This is a genomic window from Priestia sp. J2 (genome assembly GCF_020790095.1).
In the GTDB taxonomy this organism is placed as follows: domain Bacteria; phylum Bacillota; class Bacilli; order Bacillales; family Bacillaceae_H; genus Priestia; species Priestia zanthoxyli.
In genome coordinates this window covers 4766632-4784890 of the sequence record NZ_CP086208.1, presented here as the reverse complement: position 1 = coordinate 4784890, position 18259 = coordinate 4766632, and the positions used below count along the sequence as shown (strand labels likewise).

At 39.4% G+C, this 18259-nt stretch carries 22 protein-coding genes and 1 riboswitch; of the genes, 19 read left to right on the top strand and 3 right to left on the bottom strand.

The genetic code is table 11. The features are described from left to right. The first annotated feature begins 27 nt into the window (after nt 1-27). Nucleotides 28-165, top strand: coding sequence for a hypothetical protein (locus LJY09_RS24855; protein WP_014457868.1), 138 nt, complete (start codon nt 28-30; stop codon nt 163-165). Nucleotides 166-198: 33 nt separating this feature from the next. Here LJY09_RS24855 and LJY09_RS24850 read toward each other — a convergent pair whose 3' ends face one another. Both LJY09_RS24850 and LJY09_RS24845 read right to left on the bottom strand, forming a co-directional pair. Next, on the bottom strand, nt 199-372 hold the full coding sequence (locus LJY09_RS24850; protein ID WP_080754494.1) for a YozQ family protein: 174 nt from the start codon (nt 370-372) through the stop codon (nt 199-201). A 112-nt stretch (nt 373-484) separates the two neighbouring features. Then, nucleotides 485-1471, bottom strand: coding sequence for an ABC transporter substrate-binding protein (locus LJY09_RS24845; protein WP_028412079.1), 987 nt, complete (start codon nt 1469-1471; stop codon nt 485-487). Between the two features lie 180 nt (nt 1472-1651). Between LJY09_RS24845 and LJY09_RS24840 the strand changes: the two genes are divergently transcribed. The 6 genes from LJY09_RS24840 (at nt 1652) to LJY09_RS24815 (ending at nt 6662) form a co-directional block, all read left to right on the top strand. Beyond that, nucleotides 1652-2656 carry a FecCD family ABC transporter permease gene (locus LJY09_RS24840; protein ID WP_028412080.1) on the top strand — a complete coding sequence of 335 codons (1005 nt, stop codon included), beginning with the start codon at nt 1652-1654 and terminating at the stop codon, nt 2654-2656. Then, nucleotides 2653-3702, top strand: a complete 1050-nt coding sequence (locus tag LJY09_RS24835; RefSeq protein ID WP_028412081.1) for a FecCD family ABC transporter permease — start codon at nt 2653-2655, stop codon at nt 3700-3702. Before LJY09_RS24840 ends, LJY09_RS24835 begins: the two co-directional genes overlap by 4 nt. A 26-nt stretch (nt 3703-3728) precedes the next feature. After that, nucleotides 3729-4556, top strand: coding sequence for an ABC transporter ATP-binding protein (locus tag LJY09_RS24830; protein WP_013059664.1), 828 nt, complete (start codon nt 3729-3731; stop codon nt 4554-4556). After that, entirely contained in the window at nt 4546-5316 is a 771-nt protein-coding gene (locus LJY09_RS24825) for an IucA/IucC family C-terminal-domain containing protein (protein ID WP_028412082.1), read from the top strand. Before LJY09_RS24830 ends, LJY09_RS24825 begins: the two co-directional genes overlap by 11 nt. Next, nucleotides 5309-5566 carry a YusU family protein gene (locus LJY09_RS24820; RefSeq protein ID WP_028412083.1) on the top strand — a complete coding sequence of 86 codons (258 nt, stop codon included), beginning with the start codon at nt 5309-5311 and terminating at the stop codon, nt 5564-5566. The genes LJY09_RS24825 and LJY09_RS24820 overlap by 8 nt, the downstream gene beginning before the upstream one ends. A 178-nt stretch (nt 5567-5744) precedes the next feature. Further along, on the top strand, nt 5745-6662 hold the full coding sequence (locus tag LJY09_RS24815; RefSeq protein WP_033580442.1) for a proline dehydrogenase family protein: 918 nt from the start codon (nt 5745-5747) through the stop codon (nt 6660-6662). 79 nt (nt 6663-6741) lie between these two features. On the opposite strand, the gene LJY09_RS24810 is transcribed toward LJY09_RS24815, so the two are convergent. Beyond that, nucleotides 6742-6891 carry a YuzL family protein gene (locus LJY09_RS24810; protein ID WP_013059660.1) on the bottom strand — a complete coding sequence of 50 codons (150 nt, stop codon included), beginning with the start codon at nt 6889-6891 and terminating at the stop codon, nt 6742-6744. A gap of 184 nt (nt 6892-7075) precedes the next feature. Here LJY09_RS24810 and LJY09_RS24805 point away from each other — a divergent pair, with 184 nt between their 5' ends. The 12 genes from LJY09_RS24805 (at nt 7076) to LJY09_RS24750 (ending at nt 18065) form a co-directional block, all read left to right on the top strand. Continuing rightward, the gene (locus LJY09_RS24805; protein ID WP_228307798.1) at nt 7076-9457 is read left to right on the top strand and encodes a 3-hydroxyacyl-CoA dehydrogenase/enoyl-CoA hydratase family protein; all 2382 of its coding nucleotides are present in this window, start codon (nt 7076-7078) and stop codon (nt 9455-9457) included. 12 nt (nt 9458-9469) lie between these two features. Then, nucleotides 9470-10648 carry an acetyl-CoA C-acetyltransferase gene (locus LJY09_RS24800; RefSeq protein WP_154990583.1) on the top strand — a complete coding sequence of 393 codons (1179 nt, stop codon included), beginning with the start codon at nt 9470-9472 and terminating at the stop codon, nt 10646-10648. A gap of 23 nt (nt 10649-10671) precedes the next feature. Continuing rightward, nucleotides 10672-12456 (top strand): acyl-CoA dehydrogenase family protein, encoded by a 1785-nt coding sequence (locus tag LJY09_RS24795; RefSeq protein ID WP_033580444.1) that lies wholly within the window; start codon nt 10672-10674, stop codon nt 12454-12456. Between the two features lie 115 nt (nt 12457-12571). After that, nucleotides 12572-12928, top strand: a complete 357-nt coding sequence (locus LJY09_RS24790; RefSeq protein WP_228307449.1) for an arsenate reductase family protein — start codon at nt 12572-12574, stop codon at nt 12926-12928. A gap of 135 nt (nt 12929-13063) precedes the next feature. Continuing rightward, on the top strand, nt 13064-13447 hold the full coding sequence (gene gcvH / locus LJY09_RS24785; protein ID WP_014457880.1) for a glycine cleavage system protein GcvH: 384 nt from the start codon (nt 13064-13066) through the stop codon (nt 13445-13447). Nucleotides 13448-13526: 79 nt separating this feature from the next. Continuing rightward, nucleotides 13527-13772, top strand: coding sequence for a YusG family protein (locus tag LJY09_RS24780; protein ID WP_014457881.1), 246 nt, complete (start codon nt 13527-13529; stop codon nt 13770-13772). Nucleotides 13773-13953: 181 nt separating this feature from the next. Then, complete coding sequence (locus tag LJY09_RS24775) at nt 13954-14304, top strand: toprim domain-containing protein (RefSeq protein ID WP_025752660.1); 351 nt, start codon at nt 13954-13956, stop codon at nt 14302-14304. A 14-nt stretch (nt 14305-14318) separates the two neighbouring features. Continuing rightward, a complete protein-coding gene (locus LJY09_RS24770) occupies nt 14319-14618 on the top strand; it encodes a thioredoxin family protein (protein ID WP_033580445.1) in 300 nt (99 codons plus the stop codon). A 180-nt stretch (nt 14619-14798) separates the two neighbouring features. Continuing rightward, a riboswitch (SAM riboswitch) is annotated at nt 14799-14906 on the top strand. 131 nt (nt 14907-15037) lie between these two features. Beyond that, nucleotides 15038-16063 (top strand): methionine ABC transporter ATP-binding protein, encoded by a 1026-nt coding sequence (locus tag LJY09_RS24765; RefSeq protein ID WP_154990582.1) that lies wholly within the window; start codon nt 15038-15040, stop codon nt 16061-16063. Next, complete coding sequence (locus LJY09_RS24760) at nt 16056-16724, top strand: methionine ABC transporter permease (protein ID WP_016765829.1); 669 nt, start codon at nt 16056-16058, stop codon at nt 16722-16724. The genes LJY09_RS24765 and LJY09_RS24760 overlap by 8 nt, the downstream gene beginning before the upstream one ends. A gap of 17 nt (nt 16725-16741) precedes the next feature. Next, on the top strand, nt 16742-17578 hold the full coding sequence (locus LJY09_RS24755; RefSeq protein WP_228307448.1) for a MetQ/NlpA family ABC transporter substrate-binding protein: 837 nt from the start codon (nt 16742-16744) through the stop codon (nt 17576-17578). 121 nt (nt 17579-17699) lie between these two features. Then, nucleotides 17700-18065 (top strand): carboxymuconolactone decarboxylase family protein, encoded by a 366-nt coding sequence (locus LJY09_RS24750; RefSeq protein WP_016765828.1) that lies wholly within the window; start codon nt 17700-17702, stop codon nt 18063-18065. Nucleotides 18066-18259: the final 194 nt, after the last annotated feature.

The following is an 18259-nucleotide window of genomic DNA, read 5'->3' as shown; positions in this document are numbered from 1 at the left end:
AAATTTCCGCTTTTGAGGTGAATAGCGATGAAGTCAATTGATAAACTAATGAAACAGCTGATTCAACAAGGAATTAAAGCAAAGAAAGTGACGATTGATAAATCAAAGCGCCAGCAGTGGATGTCCATGTCATTGCCTAAAACGGCATGGCAGCATTCAAAATAAAAAAGAGCTGACTTAGAGTCAGCTCTTTTTTTATTAACGATCTGTATCTTCAAATGATCCTTCTTGATAGGCGTCGCTTATTTGCTCATGTGTTTCTGCTAGACCTTGTGAGAGTGCATCTTGTCGGTTATAATCTTCTGTTTCGAACTGACGGTCAGCCATTTCATTTGTATCTGGCTGCTTTTTAGGCTGTTTTTTTGAATTCATTTTCACCACTCCTATTTAATAAAGTGAGACCACGGTTAGTGTGCGATGAAAGGAAATACATTATACATGAAAGAAAGAGCTTCGATTCGTCGAAGCTCTTTCTTTCATATTATTATTGTTTTTTATCTAAGAAGATTTTTTCAATATCATCAAGTACGATATTAGCTGCTAACACACCGCCTGCTGTATTCCAAGTAGCATCATCTACTTTATGAACATGATTTTCTTGAGCCACTTTTAGCTTTTTAAAGAGAGGATCGTTTATCCATTCTTTTTCAAGCTTTGTTGCTTCACCGTCTCCCGTTTCATAAGAGAAGTAAAATAGCTGATCGCCGTCCATTGCCGGAATGCGTTCTTTTGTTGCATTCATTTCAGCAAAATCATCCTTGTCTTGAGACTCAGGGCGAGCAAATCCAAGCTGATCTAAAATAACACCTGAGAATGAATCTTTATGATAGATACGAACGTCTCCAGCTGTAAAGCGTACAACTGAGATTTTTTGTTTTAACTGATCTCCAAGGCGTTTCTTTAAATCTGCTACGCGATTGTCATAGTCAGCTAATACTTCTTTACCTTTTTCTTCTTTGTTTACAGCTTTTGCATATAGCTTAAAGTTTGATTTCCAATCTCCGCGCAGCTCCTCAGAGAATACAGTCGGAGCAATTTGACTAAGCTGATCGTATACTTTTTCTTGTCGCATTTTATTTCCGATAATCAAGTCAGGCTTTAAAGCAGCGATTGCTTCTAAGCTTGGCTCGCTTTCTGTACCCACACTTTTAACGCCTTTCATCTGACCTTTAATATGGTCATACCACGGATTTCCTAACCATGATTGAACAGCGCCCACAGGCTTTACACCCATTGCAAGAAGAGCTTCAGTACCTTCGTTTGTTAAAACAACCACTCGTTTAGGCGTTCCTTTAATATCGGTTTTATCCATTGCGTGTTTTACTGTGTAAGTTTCGCCAGAACCCTCAGTTTTTTCTTTTTTATCGCTGTCAGCGCCGTTTGAATTACCGCAGGCTGCCAGCACAAGCAGTGTCATAATGGTAAGAATGGACAACAAATATGACAACTTGCCTTTAGAATATGTATTCACATCTTTTCCCCCCTCGTAAGTGATAATGATTTTCATTAACAATTAAGATAATATTCTAACTTTTAAGCGGTGTCAATTAAAAATTGAAAATGATTCTCAAAATCATTGACACTTTTTTCAATGTTTCCTAAACTAAAGGTTAGATATATATAGGAATCATCTTAGAGGAGAGCAATGAAAATGATGCTACGCAGTGTTCAAATGAAAGTAATGGGGCTCATCATTGGAATCATGCTGCTTTTAATCTGTATTGGATTAAGTATCGTACTCGGATACACAGATACAAGTATCAAAACAGCATTTGAAGCTTTTCAAGCGTTTAACGGTTCGAATGAGCACATAGTTATTCAAAATATTCGATTGCCGCGCGCTATAATCGGTGCTGTGGTAGGTATTTGTTTAGGAATTGCAGGAGCAATGATGCAGGCGTTAACGAAAAACCCACTTGCTTCACCGGATATTATCGGTGTGAACGCTGGGGCCAGCTTTTTTATTGTTGTTGCAGTGATGATTTTTTCGGTCAATTCACTTCAAGCTTTTACATGGATTGCATTTGTAGGAGCGGCACTAACCGTAGTGGTTGTCTATTTTCTTGGGTCCATTGGAAAAGAAGGGCTAACGCCTATCAAACTGACGCTCGCAGGAGCGGCTATTGCAGCCTTTTTCTCTTCTTTAACACAAGGACTGCTAGCTGTGGATGAATCTTCGCTTGATCAAGTCCTCTTTTGGCTGGCAGGGTCTGTGCAAGGACGCAAGGTTGAAATGTTGTATGGCATACTGCCTTATGTAGTGCCAGCAATTATTGTTACTTTTTTTATCGCTTCAAAAATTAATATTTTAACGATTGGTGAAGACGTAGCCAAAGGATTAGGTCAAAGAACAGCTCTTGTCAAAATTATAAGCGGCATCATTATTGCGATTTTAGCGGGGGGAGCCGTTGCAGTAGCCGGTCCCATTAGCTTTGTAGGAATCATTGTTCCTCACGTTGTAAGAGCAATCGTAGGACAAGATTATCGCTGGGTATTTCCTTATAGTGCGGTTGTCGGCGGGATTTTAATTTTATTAGCTGATGTTGGCGCAAGGTACGTCATTATGCCTCAAGAAATCCCTGTTGGAGTCATGACTGCTGTTATTGGTACACCTTTCTTTATCTATATGGCAAGGAAAGGGGCGAAGACGTCATGAAAACATACTTATCTCTTCGCTTAAAGAGAATTTCATTTTTAGTTAATATAAAAGCTGCTCTAATCATTACCGGATTTTCAGCTGTCCTTGTTGCACTCTTTTTGTTAAGTGCAGGTACGGGTGACTTATTTATTAATCCATTTCGTGTAATTAAAATTTTAGCGGGTCATGGGTTGGAGTTTGAACGATTAGTTGTTACATCTTTTAGACTGCCGCGTATTATTGTTGCCATTTGTGCTGGTATTTGTCTAGCTATTGCGGGCGCTATCTTGCAGGGGCTTGTGAGAAATCCGCTTGCTTCACCAGACTTAATTGGATTAACAGGAGGAGCGTCAGTTGGTGTAGTGTTATTTTTGACACTATTTAGTGATAAAAGCAACTCGTTAACCGTAAGTATTAATTGGATGCCTGTTAGCGCATTTTTAGGTGCCGTGGCAGTGGCGCTTTTACTTTATGTGTTTGCCTGGAAAAATGGTGTCTCTCCTATTACACTAGTATTAATAGGAATTGGATTAACAGCGTTAACGAAAGCTATGACCACGCTGTTTATGATTATGGGTCCTATCTACCGCGCTAGCCAGGCAAATATTTGGATTACCGGAACGGTGTATGGTTCAAATTGGGCCAGTGTTTCCGTACTAGTTCCAGTTACTGCAGGGCTGGTTATAATTACGATTTTAATGATTCGAAATTTAAATGTTCAAGAATTAGGTGAAGAAATTGCGACTAACGTTGGAAGTCGCGTTCAAAAAAATCGATTGGCACTATTGCTGATGAGCACAGCTTTAACCGGGAGCGCCGTTGCATTTGCCGGTGGAATTAGCTTTGTAGGGTTACTTGCTCCACATATTGCCCGAAAGCTTGTAGGTTCGTCATTCGGCGCTTTAATACCGCTATCGGCACTAATCGGAGCGATTTTAATCACAGCAGCAGATTTAATTGGCCGAACATTCTTCTTGCCAATCGAAGTGCCAGCAGGTGTATTTACAGCTGCAATTGGCGCACCATACTTCATTTATTTACTATACAAACAAAGAAACGTATAGCATTCTTTGTAGAAGGAGCGATTCGCATGCATTCGTTAGAAACAAAGTCGCTAACATTATCATATGGAGAAGCGATGATTATAGATGAGCTTGACGTTACCATCCCAAAGGGTGAGATTACGGTTTTTATCGGCAGTAATGGATGCGGAAAATCTACGCTGCTGCGTTCACTGGCAAGGTTATTGAAGCCACATGCAGGCTCTATTTTACTAGAAGGTTCTAAAATTTCTTCTCTTCCTACCAAGGAAATTGCAAAGCAGCTAGCAATCCTTCCTCAAGGTCCTGTTGCACCTGAAGGTCTGACTGTGCTGCAGCTTGTTAAACAAGGGCGCTATCCGTATCAAAATTGGTTCCGCCAGTGGTCTCAAGAGGATGAAGAAAAAGTGCAAAATGCACTGGAAGCAACAGGCTTAGCAGACTTGGCAGATCGTCAAGTTGATTCGCTTTCTGGGGGACAGCGTCAGCGCGCATGGATTGCCATGACACTAGCGCAAGATACAGATATTATTTTACTTGATGAACCGACAACATATTTAGATATGACGCATCAAATTGAGATCTTGGACTTGTTGTTTGAACTGAATGAAAAAGAAAATCGTACCATCGTAATGGTGCTGCATGATTTAAACTTAGCTTGCCGCTATGCTCATCATATTGTGGCGCTTCAAGATAAAAAAATCTATGCACAGGGAAGACCAGAAGAAGTCATTAACTGCGATTTAGTACAGCGAGTCTTTAATATGAACTGTGAAGTGACGGTTGATCCGTTATTTGGAACGCCTCTTTGTATTCCTCATGGGCGCGGACGATGTATTGTGAATAAGCTGCGAGTTGAAACGCAGCATGCTCAGTAGGAATGAGCAAAGCGAGTTAGCAGAAAAATTCCGCTGTACGTTTAAAGATAACTCGCTGTACAGGTTTTCTCCTGCCAGCTGCATGGATGAAAGTAAGGTGAAGGTGCAGCTATTATGGATTCAAGAGACGATGGAGGCCGCTAGTTTGAGAGCAGCTGCTTCAATGTTAGCAAAGCGGTATAGTTTTGTTGTGGTTGCGGCTTTGTATTCATTTATTGTGTTTCAAAAAAAGATAAATGTATCGACTAAAAATGTATCTTTGCATACCGAACAAGTTGAAACGATGTGGCTTCCAAAAGTGTTTATCTCAGAAATTGAGACGACAGAAGTAACAGAGGATAATCGCGAAATTCTTCTTGATGAACTTCTTGATGAATTGTTTGCTCATCAAATTGAGCCGATGTGGTCAGTACTGCGTAAAGTGACAAAAATCTCAAAGCTGACGCTGTGGGAAAACGTAGCTGTTTATATTCACTGGCTTTATGATTTGCTTTTAGCAAACGAAGAAATAGACAATGTGAAAGTGCAAAAGAATTTACGATACGTGTTAGAAGAAGCTGAGGGACGTCACTTTGGTTCATATCATAACAATCCGCTTGCTCGGTACAGTTCACCTCCTCAATATATAGAGAAACAAAAGCAGGAGATAAGAGTACGAAAAACGTGCTGTTTGTCCTACCAAACAGGAGATAAAGAGACTTATTGTCGAACGTGTCCGGTTATTTGTAAACCAAAGAAAGGAGTGACTGCGCATGAGTAAAACCTTTCAAGAGCAATTCGACGGTTTGATTGAAAAGTATACGGAACTAATGGTTGGAGAAAGTGATGAACAGCTGCAGGAAAAAGTGAAAATGTGGGCACTTTACAACCATATCTCAAAATCTATGCCGCCTTTAACAAAGCATTGGAATCAATTATATCCAGACGCAAAAGCGGAAATGATTGAAATTGTGAAGGAAATAAAAGAGCTGAATGAAGCGCATCGAGCGTCACAGCGAAAACCAGAATAAAAACATTCATCACGAAGCTGATGAATGTTTTTTTATCAAAAAAGCTCCAGGTAGCTTTTTGATCTAGTGTGCATATGTTAATGAAGGGTGCCTATCTATCTGGTTGAAAAAATGGTAAAATTAATGATAATTAGATAAAATTTGTTAGGTGTATGACAAGTGAAGGCGGGGGGTTGCTTTGGAACAAACGATAAGAAACTTTTTTTTATTGTTATCAAAAAGCAAAAAGTTAACAAAGCTGGCTAAGCGCTATGGTTTACGTTTTGGGGCAGCAAGGTTTGTTGCAGGGGAAACCATCGATGAAGCTGTTAGTGTGATAAAAAAGCTAAATGAACAGGGATTAAAAGTAACGATTGATTATCTCGGAGAGTTTGTGGAAAGTGAAGCTGAAGTCAATAATGCTGTGGCTCAATGCATAAAGGCCATCCATCTTATACACAAAGAAAGGTTAGATTCAGAAATTTCTTTGAAATTAACGTCTATGGGACTTGATATTTCTGAAGATCTGGCGCTTCAGCATATGCGTCATATTCTAAATGAAGCGGAAAAATATAGCGTGTTCGTGACGATTGATATGGAAGATTATAAGCGATGCAGCAAGACGATTAAGCTGTTTAAACAATTAAAAAGTGAGTATGACCACGTAGGGACGGTACTTCAGGCATACTTATATCGAACAGAAAGTGACGTTCGCGAATTAGATGCTTATGCTCCTAAATTAAGGTTAGTAAAAGGAGCGTACAAAGAAGCGGCAGACGTGGCTTTTCCTGATAAAGAAGACGTAGACGAAAACTTCAAAAACATAATTGGACTTCATTTATTAAACGGTCACTACACAGCAGTTGCTACTCATGATGAACGAATCATTCAGTATACAAAAGAGTTTGTTAAAAAGCATGGAATTTCAATGAATCAGTTTGAATTCCAGATGCTATACGGTATTCGACCAGAAAGGCAGGTTCAGCTCGTAGCAGAACAATATCAAATGAGAGTGTACGTTCCTTATGGAACGGACTGGTATGGGTACTTTATGAGGCGCCTTGCAGAAAGACCTGCAAATGTCGCATTTGTCTTAAAAGGAATCGTAAAAAAATAACCATGAAATGGTCGTGATGACAGAATAAGAAATAGTCAAAAATCGAACATGATTCGATTACTCATGTTCGATTTTGAGGTTAATGTCCTTGTGTATTATGCTTTGTGTACTGCTGGTTTTGAGATGTCTTTTTGCCGCGTCCGTGCGGTTCATTAACCGGTCCAGCATTTCCTTTAACGCTTGCTGCGCTTACGCCTGCTGAAGATGGATCTTTCTTTAATTTACTCACAAAATCACCTCCTGTGTATTAAGATAACCAAACACATTAAAAATAGTTAGAGATAATATTGTGAATATATTGCGAAAATTTAAAAAATGCTTTATAGTAAAAACAGAGATTAACAGTGACTCTCTTTTTTTACACATAAAATGAATGACCGTTCATTCAATATATCAAAGGGGATGTGGGGATAATTATGAACATAAAAAAAGCCGCCGTTTTAGGTTCAGGAGTTATGGGCTCTGGAATTGCAGCTCATTTAGCGAATGTAGGAATTCCAACGCTTTTGCTAGATGTGGTTCCAGCTTCATTAACACCAGACGAGGAAAAAAAACAGCTAACGCTTGAAGATAGGCAAGTCAGAAATCGGTTGAGCACAACTGCTTTAGCTAAATTAACGAAGCAAAAACCGGCACCTTTAACGTCGAAGTCGTCACTATCGTTAATTACGCCGGGAAACCTTGAAGATCATTTACAGCAGTTAAGCGACTGCGATTGGATCATTGAAGTAGTAGTGGAACGCCTTGATATTAAACAGCAGTTGTTTGAAAAAATTGACGGCGTACGAAAAAAAGGAAGTATTGTAAGTTCAAATACTTCGGGGATATCCATTCACGAAATGGCCAAAGGACGCTCAGAAGATTTTAAAGCGCATTTCTTAGGAACGCACTTTTTTAATCCACCTCGTTATTTAAAGTTATTAGAAATTATTCCAACTCATGACACAAAATCAGAAATTGTTGAATATATGAAAACGTTTGGTGAAGATGTATTGGGTAAAGGAGTAGTTATTGCAAAAGATACGCCTAACTTTATCGCCAACCGTATCGGTACGTACGGTTTACTTGTGACCGTTCAAGAAATGTTAAAAGGTAATTACAGCGTGGGAGAAGTTGACTCTGTGACGGGTCCTTCAATTGGAAGACCAAAAAGCGCAACGTTTCGAACGTTAGACGTAGTGGGACTAGACACATTTATTCATGTGGCCAACAATGTGTTTGACAAAGTGGAAGGCAAAGAAAAAGAGGTATTCGATGTGCCTTTATTTATGAAACAAATGCAGGAAAATGGCTGGCTGGGAAGCAAGTCGGGGCAAGGCTTCTTTTTAAAGAAAGGCAAGGAAATTTTAGAACTTGATCCTAATACACTTCAATACGTCGAAAGAAAGAAGTTAAAAACAGCTTCTACTGAATTAAGTAAGCAGGCACAAGGGCTGCAAAACAAAATGAAAGCGCTTATATATTCTGATGATCGTGCTGGACAGCTTCTTTGGAACATTATCAGCCCTGTTCTTGTGTATGCAGCACAGTTGAAAAATGAAATCGCCGACGATATCGTCGCCATTGATCAAGCTATGAAGTGGGGATTTGGCTGGAAAATGGGTCCTTTTGAGACGTGGGATGCAATTGGTTTAGAAAAATCAATTGAGAAGATGGAGCAGTCTGGCTTAGCCATCCCGCAGTGGGTAAAACAAATGCAGGAAAATGGATTTACAAGCTTTTATAAAGAAATGGAAGGTCAAGCGCTTTACTACGAAGAGGATGAGTATAAAGCAGTAAAAGAAAATAAAAAGGTGATCCACCTGTCATCTTTACGCTCTCAAAATAATGTCATTTTAGAAAACAGCGGAGCGAGCTTAATTGATTTAGGAGATGATGTGGCATGCCTGCAGTTTACTTCTCCTAACAATGCGATTGGGCTAGATATTATCAGCTTATTGAATCAGTCTCTTGAAGAAGTGAACAAGAATTATAAGGGGCTGGTCATAGGAAACCAAGGAAAAAATTTCTGCGTTGGCGCTAACTTAGCTATGATTTTGATGGAAGCACAAGATGACAATTATTTTGAAGTTGAGCTTGTCATTAAACAATTTCAACAGGCAATGATGAAGGTGAAATATAACGAAAAGCCGGTTGTTGCAGCTCCATTTGCGATGACTCTTGGAGGCGGAGCAGAAATTTGCTTACCGTCAGCTAAAATCCAAGCTTCTGCTGAAACTTACATGGGCCTTGTAGAAGTAGGAGTCGGGTTAATTCCTGGCGGAGGAGGTAACAAGGAGCTTTATATCAAACAGCTAAATGGTTTACCGAACGGTGTAACGCTCGATCTTCAGCAAATTGCCAATAAAACATTTGAAACAATTGCTACTGCAAAAGTATCTACTTCTGCTGCAGAAGCTAGGCAGCTAAACTTTTTAAACCGCCATGATGCTATCAGTGTAAACGGAGATCACTTGCTGAATGATGCAAAGAACTCAGTCCTTGCTTTACACGACACGGGCTATAAACCGCCTGTAAAAACTAAAGTTCCTGTCGTTGGAGAAACAGGATATGCAACGTTGCTGCTAGGAGCTCAATCCATGAAATATTCAGGATATATATCAGAACATGATTACAAAATTGCTAGTAAGTTAGCATTTGTATTAGCTGGAGGACGCGTAGCGTTTGGTTCCAAAGTGGATGAAGAGTATTTGCTTGATTTAGAGAGAGAAGCATTTTTAAGCCTTGTTGGAGAAGCGAAGTCTCAAGAACGTATGCAGCACATGTTAGTTAAAGGAAAGCCACTGCGCAATTAAGGGGGAGAAAAAATGAGAGAAGCAGTTATTGTAGCAGGTGCTAGGACACCGGTCGGAAAAGCAAAAAAAGGTTCATTGGCAAGTGTTAGACCTGATGATTTGGGAGCTATTGCGGTTAAAGAAACTCTTCGCCGAGCAGGCGGATACGAAGGACCGATTGATGATTTAATTATTGGTTGTGCGATGCCTGAGGCAGAACAAGGTTTGAATATGGCTCGAAATATTGGCGCTCTTGCAGGTTTGCCTTATACGGTGCCAGCAATAACGATTAATCGTTATTGTTCATCAGGTTTGCAAAGTATTGCCTACGGTGCAGAACGAATTATGCTAGGGCAAGCCAAAGCAGTGTTAGCTGGAGGAGCAGAATCAATGAGTTTTGTTCCGATGTTTGGAAACGTAGCGCGTCCGAATGTTCAGCTGGTTGAAAATGCGCCGGAGTATTATATGGGCATGGGACATACAGCAGAACAAGTGGCGATGAAATACGGCATTTCACGTGAAGACCAGGATGCATTTGCCGTACGCAGCCATCAAAAAGCAGCAAAAGCACTTCAAGAAGGGAGGTTTAACGACGAAATTGTTCCCGTGGAAGTGACGCTTCGGAAAATCGATGAAAACAATAAGCTACGTGAACAAAAGCTGATGTTCTCTCAAGATGAAGGAGTTCGTCCTGGCACAACTGCGGACGTATTAGGGAAACTTCGTCCAGCCTTTTCGGTTAAAGGATCCGTCACAGCTGGAAACTCTTCGCAGACAAGTGACGGAGCTGCATCCGTTTTTCTAATGGATAAAGAACAAGCTGAAGCAGAAGGCTTAAAGCCTTTGCTTAAGTTTCGCTCATTTGCAGTTGGAGGAGTTCCGCCTGAAGTAATGGGGATTGGCCCGGTAGCTGCCATCCCTAAAGCTCTTAAACTAGCAGGGCTGGAGCTTTCTGATATCGGATTGTTTGAATTAAATGAAGCATTTGCTTCTCAAGCACTTGGCGTTATTCGTGAATTAAATATTAATGAAGATAAAGTAAATGTAAACGGAGGCGCTATTGCCTTAGGTCATCCATTAGGCTGTACTGGAGCTAAGCTGACTCTCAGCTTAATGCACGAAATGCAGCGTCGAAATGAGCAGTTTGGAATTGTCACCATGTGTATTGGTGGAGGAATGGGAGCTGCTGGTGTATTTGAATTGTTAGCATAATCATTTCAAAGGGGGATATGAACATGTCAAATAAAACAAAACAAATGATTAAAGGTGGAAGTTTTTTAATTGAAGAAGGTGATGCAAGCCGCGTCTACACGCCGGAGGATTATACATCTGAGCAAAAGATGATTGCCAAGACGACAGATGAATTTGTAGAAAATGAAGTCCTTCCGCAAGTGGAATATTTAGAAAAGCATGAATTTGACCGTTCTGTAAAGCTATTAAAACAAGCTGGTGAATTAGGCTTGCTTGGTGCAGATGTACCGGAAGAATACGGTGGGCTTGGTTTAGATAAGATTACCTCGGCTTTAATTGCTGAAAAAATGTCTCGAGCAGGCGGATTTTCCATCACTCATGGTGCTCATGTAGGAATTGGGTCATTGCCAATCGTCTTATTTGGAACAGAAGAGCAAAAACAAGCATATTTACCTGCTTTAGCGGTAGGGGAAAAAATAGCGGCTTATGCGCTGACTGAACCGGGTTCTGGTTCGGATGCTCTTGGGGCTCGAACAACAGCTCGCCTTAACGCAGAAGGTACACACTATGTGTTAAATGGAGAAAAGCAGTGGATTACGAATGCTGGATTTGCTGATGTATTCGTGGTGTACGCAAAAATTGACGGCGATAAATTTTCTGCTTTTATCGTTGAGCGCGAATTTCCAGGCGTTTCGGTTGGCCCGGAAGAGAAGAAAATGGGAATCAAAAGCTCATCAACCAGAACGTTGATTCTTGAAGATGCGCTTGTTCCAAAAGAAAACGTGCTAGGTGAAATTGGAAAAGGCCATGTGATTGCCTTTAACATTTTAAATATTGGGCGCTATAAGCTTGGAGTTGGAGCAGTTGGAGCAGGGAAACGTGCGTTAGAAATTACGTCTCAATACGTTAACCAGCGTCAGCAGTTTAAAACGCCAATTGCTAAATTCTCATTAACACAAGAAAAGTTAGCCACAATGGCTTCTAAATTGTATGCAACTGAAAGCTCCGTATATCGTACGGTAGGACTTTTTGAAGACCATATGGGCCAGCTTTCAGAAGAACAGCAAAAAGACGGAAAACAAATTGCTGCTTCCATTGCTGAATATGCTATCGAATGTTCATTAAATAAAGTGTTTGCCACGGAAGCTCTTGACTACATTGTAGATGAAGGCGTGCAGCTTCATGGAGGCTACGGTTTTATGAGCGAGTATGAAATTGAGCGTCTGTATCGCGATTCTCGCATTAATCGTATTTTTGAGGGAACAAATGAGATTAACCGTCTTTTAGTACCAGGCACATATTTACGCAAAGCGTTAAAAGGAGAGCTTCCACTGCTTCAAAAAGCACAAACGCTTCAAGAAGAATTGATGATGCTTATGCCGCAGGAAGTAGGAAATGAGCCGTTAGATCAAGAAAAAATGCTTGTGCAAAACGGGAAGAAAATTGCGCTCTTGCTTTTGGGATTAGCTGCACAAAAGTATGGCAAAGAATTAGAAAAAGAGCAAGAAATTCTCGTTAATATTTCTGATATGATTAGTAACGTATATGCAATGGAATCCACTGTTTTACGTACTGAAAAAGCCATTTCCAAAACAGGGGTAGATCAAAACAGCTTAAAATTAAAATACACGCAAGTATTCTGCCAAGAAGCATTTAATCGAATCGAAGCAGATGCAAAAGAAACGTTAATTGGCGTTGAACAAGGTGATACGCTTAGAGTCATGCTTTCGTCTCTTCGCAAATTAACTCGCTATACACCAATCAATGTAATTAGCGTAAAGCGCGAGGTTGCAAAAACGCTTCTAGAAGTAGAGAAGTTCACAGTTTAAGGAAAAAGGAGCTCGTTTTGCGAGCTCCTTTTTGTTTAAGAAGCCTCTATCTAGGTAAATGATAAAGGATGTGTTAAAATACGAAAAAAGCTTAAAATAAAGGGTGGTTGACGAAATGTCATTATTTTTTTATTCATATCCAAAGTGCGGTACGTGCCGAAAAGCAAAGAAGTGGCTCGATGATAACGGAGTAGCGTATGAAGAAATTCATATTGTAGAAAATCCGCCAACAAAAGAGCAGCTGCAAGCTTACTATCAGAACAGCGGCCTAGAATTAAAAAAATTCTTTAATACAAGCGGTAAAAAATATCGCGAGTTAGGTCTTAAAGATAAAGTAAGCAGTGCGAGTGAAGACGAACTTCTGTCTATTCTTGCGTCAGATGGCATGTTAATTAAGCGTCCGCTGCTAACAGATGGACAAAAAGTAACGCTTGGTTTCAAAGAAGAGCAGTTTGAGGGCGTGTGGAAGTAAGTTTTCAAATAGAAAATTTTTACCTTTTACGTTACACTGTTAATAGGAAGTTATTTTAGGTTGTAGAAAGTGTTCTCCACGTTGAAGGCGCTTTTTATATAAACAAATTACGATACATATTTTGGAGGGATTAAGATGAGTACACCAAAAGATTTGCGTTATTCTGAAGAGCATGAATGGGTAAAAACAGAAGGAGACGTTGTCCGCGTAGGTATTACACATTTCGCTCAAGCTGAGCTTGGAGACATCGTATTCGTTGAACTGCCAGAAGTAGGAGCAACAGTAGAAGCTGACGAGCCGTTTGGTAGCGTTGAATCAGTAAAAACAGTTTCTGAGCTTTACGCACCAATTAGCGGTGAAGTTGTAGCAGTAAACGACAACTTAGGCGATAGTCCTGAACTTGTTAATGAATCTCCATACGAAGAGGCATGGATGATTACAATCAAACCATCTGATGCTTCTCAAGTAGACAAGCTGATGACAGCAGAGCAATACGAAGAAATGACAAACGAAGGATAATATTCCTCCATAAATTGTCTTTATGAAAAGTTTTTGACTGGACACTCTATTAGTAAACAAGCTAAAGGAGTGTCTTTTTATGTTTGAAAAACAAAAAATGGATGTTACAGATCGCGTTACAGCTAAATTTCATGACGGCGGTATGAAATTATACGTTGATAAGCAGCCAATTGGTGAAGTTAGCTACGGAACAAGCGGCAATGAATACCGCTTTGAAGAAGGATATTCGCAAGAAAATAATAAGTTCTATCAATACGCGGACGTACAAAAACAAGGTGAAACGCAAAAATATACAGACTGCGATGAAGAAGCAGGATGGTGCTAAACAGTGGCAACTGCCGCTGTTTTTCTTGTTTTATAGAGATAATATGGCCTAAACTGCCTTTTAAAAGAGTTCTTTCTTGCAAATTTCTTTTAAAAAACAGGTGAACTGTGATACATTAACGAATATTGTATAGCATAAAGAAATGATGTTACTATACAACTGACGATTATGGGTGATGAAAATGGGGCTAATTGAAATTGAAAAAGTAATTATTGTCGAAGGAAAGTCAGATAAAAAGCGTATTCAAGATATCATTCGAGAACCAATTGAAATTATTTGTACAAACGGTACGATTAGTTTATCAAAGCTGGATGAAATTATTGACTGTACGTTTAACAAAGAGGTATACATACTCGTTGACTCTGATGATTCAGGGAATAAGCTGAGAAAACAATTTAAACGAGAGCTTCCGGAAGCAGAGCATCTATATATTGATAAAATGTACCGAGAAGTTGCTGCCGCCCCTAGACATCACATAGCAACAGTATTGCTAAGTGCCAATATCGATGTTAATGCAGAATTTTTAACATAAAAGGAATGAGCAACATGCAAGAATGGAGCGAAAAACAGCTGGATGATCAGTTAAAAGAAGGAGAAAGAGCCTTTATCTTTTTCCATACGCCTTTTTGCGGGACATGTCAGCTGGCAAAAAAAATGTTAACCGTGGCAGAAGCGATGCTGCCGGATGTAACCATCGGAATGAGTAATTTAAATTATATGCCTTCAAAAGCAGAATTATTTTCTATTGAAAGCGTACCTTGTTTGATTGAAGTGGAAAATGGTGAAATGGTAAAAAAACTCTACGCGTTTCATTCCATCGAGCACGTACTCGAGGAGCTTCGATAATCAAACGTTTGTTTAAAATGAAGAAGTGGAAAGAGAGCGAACCGTTGGGGTTGTTGAATTCTTGGGATATTATACCAAGAACAAAATCTGTTGACAGCCTATCTGACACATGCTAAAATCACACTCATGAATGTTCATAAATGAATGAATATTTCCCAAAAACAAAATAATTGTTGCGAACTCTTATCAAGAGAGGTGGAGGGACTGAGCCCTGTGAAACCCGGCAACCGTCAGACTAACTGAAATGGTGCCAATTCCTGCAAAGCTATGCGCTTTGAAAGATGAGAGAAAGGATTAAATATCGAGCCTTTCTGTCATGCGCAGAGAGGCTTTTTTAATGGGGAAAATTGTTTTACGGCTTTTTCATCCTATAGGGCAACCTAACATAATTAAGTTTTTATTAAAGAAGGTGAAGAAATATGATTACATTAACAGACGTTACAAAAATTTATCAGGCCAAAAGCGGTCAAGTAACAGCTGTTGATAATGTGAATCTAACCGTTAACCAAGGAGAAATTTACGGAATTATTGGTTATAGCGGAGCGGGGAAAAGTTCTTTGATTCGCTTGCTAAACGGATTAGAAACACCAACGACAGGAACGGTCGAAGTAGCAGGTAATGATATTGGAAAAATTAAAGGCGGAAAACTCAGAAAAGCTAGACAAGAAATTAGTATGGTATTTCAGCACTTTAATATCTTGTGGTCGCGTACGGTACGAGAAAATATTGCCTTTCCGTTAGAAATAGCAGGGATTTCAAAAGAAAAAAGAATGAAACGAGTAGACGAACTTATCAAGCTAGTCGGGCTTGAAGGGCGTGAAGATGCTTATCCATCACAGCTTAGCGGCGGACAAAAGCAGCGTGTTGGGATTGCTCGAGCGCTAGCGAACAATCCAAAAGTATTGCTTTGTGATGAAGCAACATCAGCGCTTGATCCTCAAACGACAGATTCTATTTTAGATCTGTTAGTAGATATTAATGAGAAGCTAGGGTTGACCATTGTATTGATTACTCATGAAATGCACGTCATTCGTAAAATTTGTCATCGAGTAGCCGTTATGGAAAATGGGGCAGTAGTAGAAGAAGGACAAGTGCTAGAAGTATTCAGAAAACCTAAGCAGCCGATTACAAAACGATTCGTTCAACAGATTTCTGAACCAGAGGAAACGTTTGAAACGATTGAACAAGTAAATGAGCTGTATCCAAGCGGGCAAATTATTCAGCTGACGTTTGTTGGCGGAAAAGCAGAGCAACCGCTCATTACAACGATTTTAAAACAGTTTGATGTAACGATTAATATTTTGCAAGGAAAGATTTCTCATACACAAACAGGTTCATACGGGACGCTGTTCGTTCATTTAGACGGAGAATTAACAGAAGTTGAAAAAGTCATTGCATACATTCATGAGCAGCAGGTAGAAGTGGAGGTAATGACAAATGCTTGAGAAACTATTTCCAAACGTTATTTTAGATGATTTTATTCAAGCGACAAATGAAACACTATATATGACGGCTATTTCAGTTGTAGCCACATTTGTTCTAGGTATTTTATTGGGCTTGCTTTTATTTTTAACGTCCAAAGGACAGCTTTGGCAAAACAAACCTTTATATGCCATTGTGTCGGCGGTTGTAAATATCTTTCGTTCCATTCCATTCATTATTTTAATTGTGTTACTGATTCCATTTACCAAAGCATTGGTAGGAAGTATTTTAGGCGCTAATGCAGCGTTACCGGCTTTAATTGTTGGAGCAGCACCATTTTATGCGCGTCTTGTAGAAATTGGTCTGCGTGAAATTGATAAAGGTGTTATTGAAGCTGCTAAATCAATGGGAGCCACAACAAGCACTATTATCTTTAAAGTGCTGTTACCTGAATCGCTGCCAGCTTTGATTTCCGGTTTGACAGTAACAACCATTGCGTTAGTCGGCTATACGGCAATGGCGGGTGTGATTGGAGCTGGAGGTCTTGGAAACCTTGCATATTTAGAAGGATTCCAGCGCAGTCATAATGACGTAACGCTAGCTGCTACGATCTTAATTTTGATTATTGTATTTATTATCCAACTTATTGGAGATGCGATTACTGCAAAAATTGATAAAAGATAAAGGGAGGACTATTTATTATGAAGAAATGGCTTTCAGCTTTAGCATTAACATCTGCGCTAGTAGTAGGATTAGCTGCGTGTGGATCTAACAATGGATCAAAAGATGAAAAGAAAATTGTCGTGGGTGCATCTAATACGCCTCATGCTGAAATTTTGGAACAAGCAAAACCGATTTTAGAAAAACAAGGAATTGACTTAGAGATTAAAAAATTCCAAGATTACATCTTACCGAACACAGCTCTTGCAAACAATGAAATTGATGCAAACTATTTCCAGCACGTTCCTTATATGAATTCAGTGCTAAAAGATCATAAAGGTGAAAAAGGGTATGATTTTGTAAGTGCCGGTGCCATTCATATTGAACCAATTGGTATCTACTCTAAAAAATACAAAAGCTTAAAAGATCTTCCGAAAAACGGCACAGTTATTATGCGTGATGCAGTAGCAGAGCAAGGACGTATTTTATCGATTTTTGAAAAAGCTGGCGTGATCAAATTAAAACCAGGCGTAAAGAAAACAGACGCACAAATTAAAGATATTGTAGAAAACTCTAAGAATTTAAAATTTAAAGCCGATGTTGAAGGCGGATTGTTACCTCAAATGTACAAAAACAATGAAGGTGACGCTGTTGTTATCAATGCTAACTATGCTATCGATGCTGGTTTAGATCCAGTAAAAGATCCAATCGCAGTGGAAAGCAAAGAAAATAACCCATATGCAAACATCATTACGGTTCACAAAGGTGACGAAAATAAAGATACAGTGAAAGCTTTAGTAAAAGTTCTTCACTCTAAAGAAATTCAAGACTACATTAAAGAAAAATACAAAGGCGGAGTATTGCCGGTAAATAAATAATAGAAGAAAAGCGCTTGCCCACTCTGGGCAAGTGCTTTTTTGTATGCATCAAAACGAATAACTCTTATTTTTCTCACGCATACTAACCGTGAAAACTTTACTGATGATGGGAGCTGACGTTATGCAGCAAGAAGCACGTCATTCAACTGAGCAAGCACTTCATGATTATAAAATGGGTGTTGGGAAATTTAGCGAAAAATTGCCGGAAGTAACAAAAACGTTTAATGCGTTTACTGAAGCATGTTTTGGAGAAGGTTCTCTTTCTAAAAAAGAAAAGCAGTTAATCGCGCTAGGAATCAGCGTAGTAGCTCAAGACGAGTACTGTATGATTTATCATACAAAAGGCTGCATTGATCAAGGTGCAACTGAGCAAGAAATTTTAGAAGCATGCGGAGTATCAGCGGCATTTGGCGGAGGCGCAGCGATGAGTCAGTCCGTTACGCTTGTCCAAGAGTGTGTTTCAGAACTGACTAGCCACACGCACTAAGTAAATAAAGCGGGTAAAAAGCTTGTCTTAGAAGGCTCTATCGAGTCTTTTAAGGCAACTTTTTTATGAGTGGATTTAGTCTTAAAAAACGTACATAATGGTTTAAAACCTTTTGGGTCAAAAGGTTGCTATAAGTTTTCATTTGTTATAAGATTGTAATGAGAATAAAATGAGAATAATTAAAAAGATATAGG

What these genes read in the sequence shown, in the direction of transcription:
- LJY09_RS24855 (WP_014457868.1), top strand. Translation starts at nt 28, where the DNA reads ATGAAGTCAATTGATAAACTAATGAAACAGCTGATTCAACAAGGAATT.
- LJY09_RS24850 (WP_080754494.1), bottom strand. Translation starts at nt 372, where the DNA reads ATGAATTCAAAAAAACAGCCTAAAAAGCAGCCAGATACAAATGAAATG.
- LJY09_RS24840 (WP_028412080.1), top strand. Translation starts at nt 1,652, where the DNA reads ATGATGCTACGCAGTGTTCAAATGAAAGTAATGGGGCTCATCATTGGA.
- LJY09_RS24835 (WP_028412081.1), top strand. Translation starts at nt 2,653, where the DNA reads ATGAAAACATACTTATCTCTTCGCTTAAAGAGAATTTCATTTTTAGTT.
- LJY09_RS24830 (WP_013059664.1), top strand. Translation starts at nt 3,729, where the DNA reads ATGCATTCGTTAGAAACAAAGTCGCTAACATTATCATATGGAGAAGCG.
- LJY09_RS24825 (WP_028412082.1), top strand. Translation starts at nt 4,546, where the DNA reads ATGCTCAGTAGGAATGAGCAAAGCGAGTTAGCAGAAAAATTCCGCTGT.
- LJY09_RS24820 (WP_028412083.1), top strand. Translation starts at nt 5,309, where the DNA reads ATGAGTAAAACCTTTCAAGAGCAATTCGACGGTTTGATTGAAAAGTAT.
- LJY09_RS24800 (WP_154990583.1), top strand. Translation starts at nt 9,470, where the DNA reads ATGAGAGAAGCAGTTATTGTAGCAGGTGCTAGGACACCGGTCGGAAAA.
- LJY09_RS24795 (WP_033580444.1), top strand. Translation starts at nt 10,672, where the DNA reads ATGTCAAATAAAACAAAACAAATGATTAAAGGTGGAAGTTTTTTAATT.
- LJY09_RS24790 (WP_228307449.1), top strand. Translation starts at nt 12,572, where the DNA reads ATGTCATTATTTTTTTATTCATATCCAAAGTGCGGTACGTGCCGAAAA.
- gcvH (WP_014457880.1), top strand. Translation starts at nt 13,064, where the DNA reads ATGAGTACACCAAAAGATTTGCGTTATTCTGAAGAGCATGAATGGGTA.
- LJY09_RS24780 (WP_014457881.1), top strand. Translation starts at nt 13,527, where the DNA reads ATGTTTGAAAAACAAAAAATGGATGTTACAGATCGCGTTACAGCTAAA.
- LJY09_RS24775 (WP_025752660.1), top strand. Translation starts at nt 13,954, where the DNA reads ATGGGGCTAATTGAAATTGAAAAAGTAATTATTGTCGAAGGAAAGTCA.
- LJY09_RS24770 (WP_033580445.1), top strand. Translation starts at nt 14,319, where the DNA reads ATGCAAGAATGGAGCGAAAAACAGCTGGATGATCAGTTAAAAGAAGGA.
- LJY09_RS24765 (WP_154990582.1), top strand. Translation starts at nt 15,038, where the DNA reads ATGATTACATTAACAGACGTTACAAAAATTTATCAGGCCAAAAGCGGT.
- LJY09_RS24760 (WP_016765829.1), top strand. Translation starts at nt 16,056, where the DNA reads ATGCTTGAGAAACTATTTCCAAACGTTATTTTAGATGATTTTATTCAA.
- LJY09_RS24755 (WP_228307448.1), top strand. Translation starts at nt 16,742, where the DNA reads ATGAAGAAATGGCTTTCAGCTTTAGCATTAACATCTGCGCTAGTAGTA.
- LJY09_RS24750 (WP_016765828.1), top strand. Translation starts at nt 17,700, where the DNA reads ATGCAGCAAGAAGCACGTCATTCAACTGAGCAAGCACTTCATGATTAT.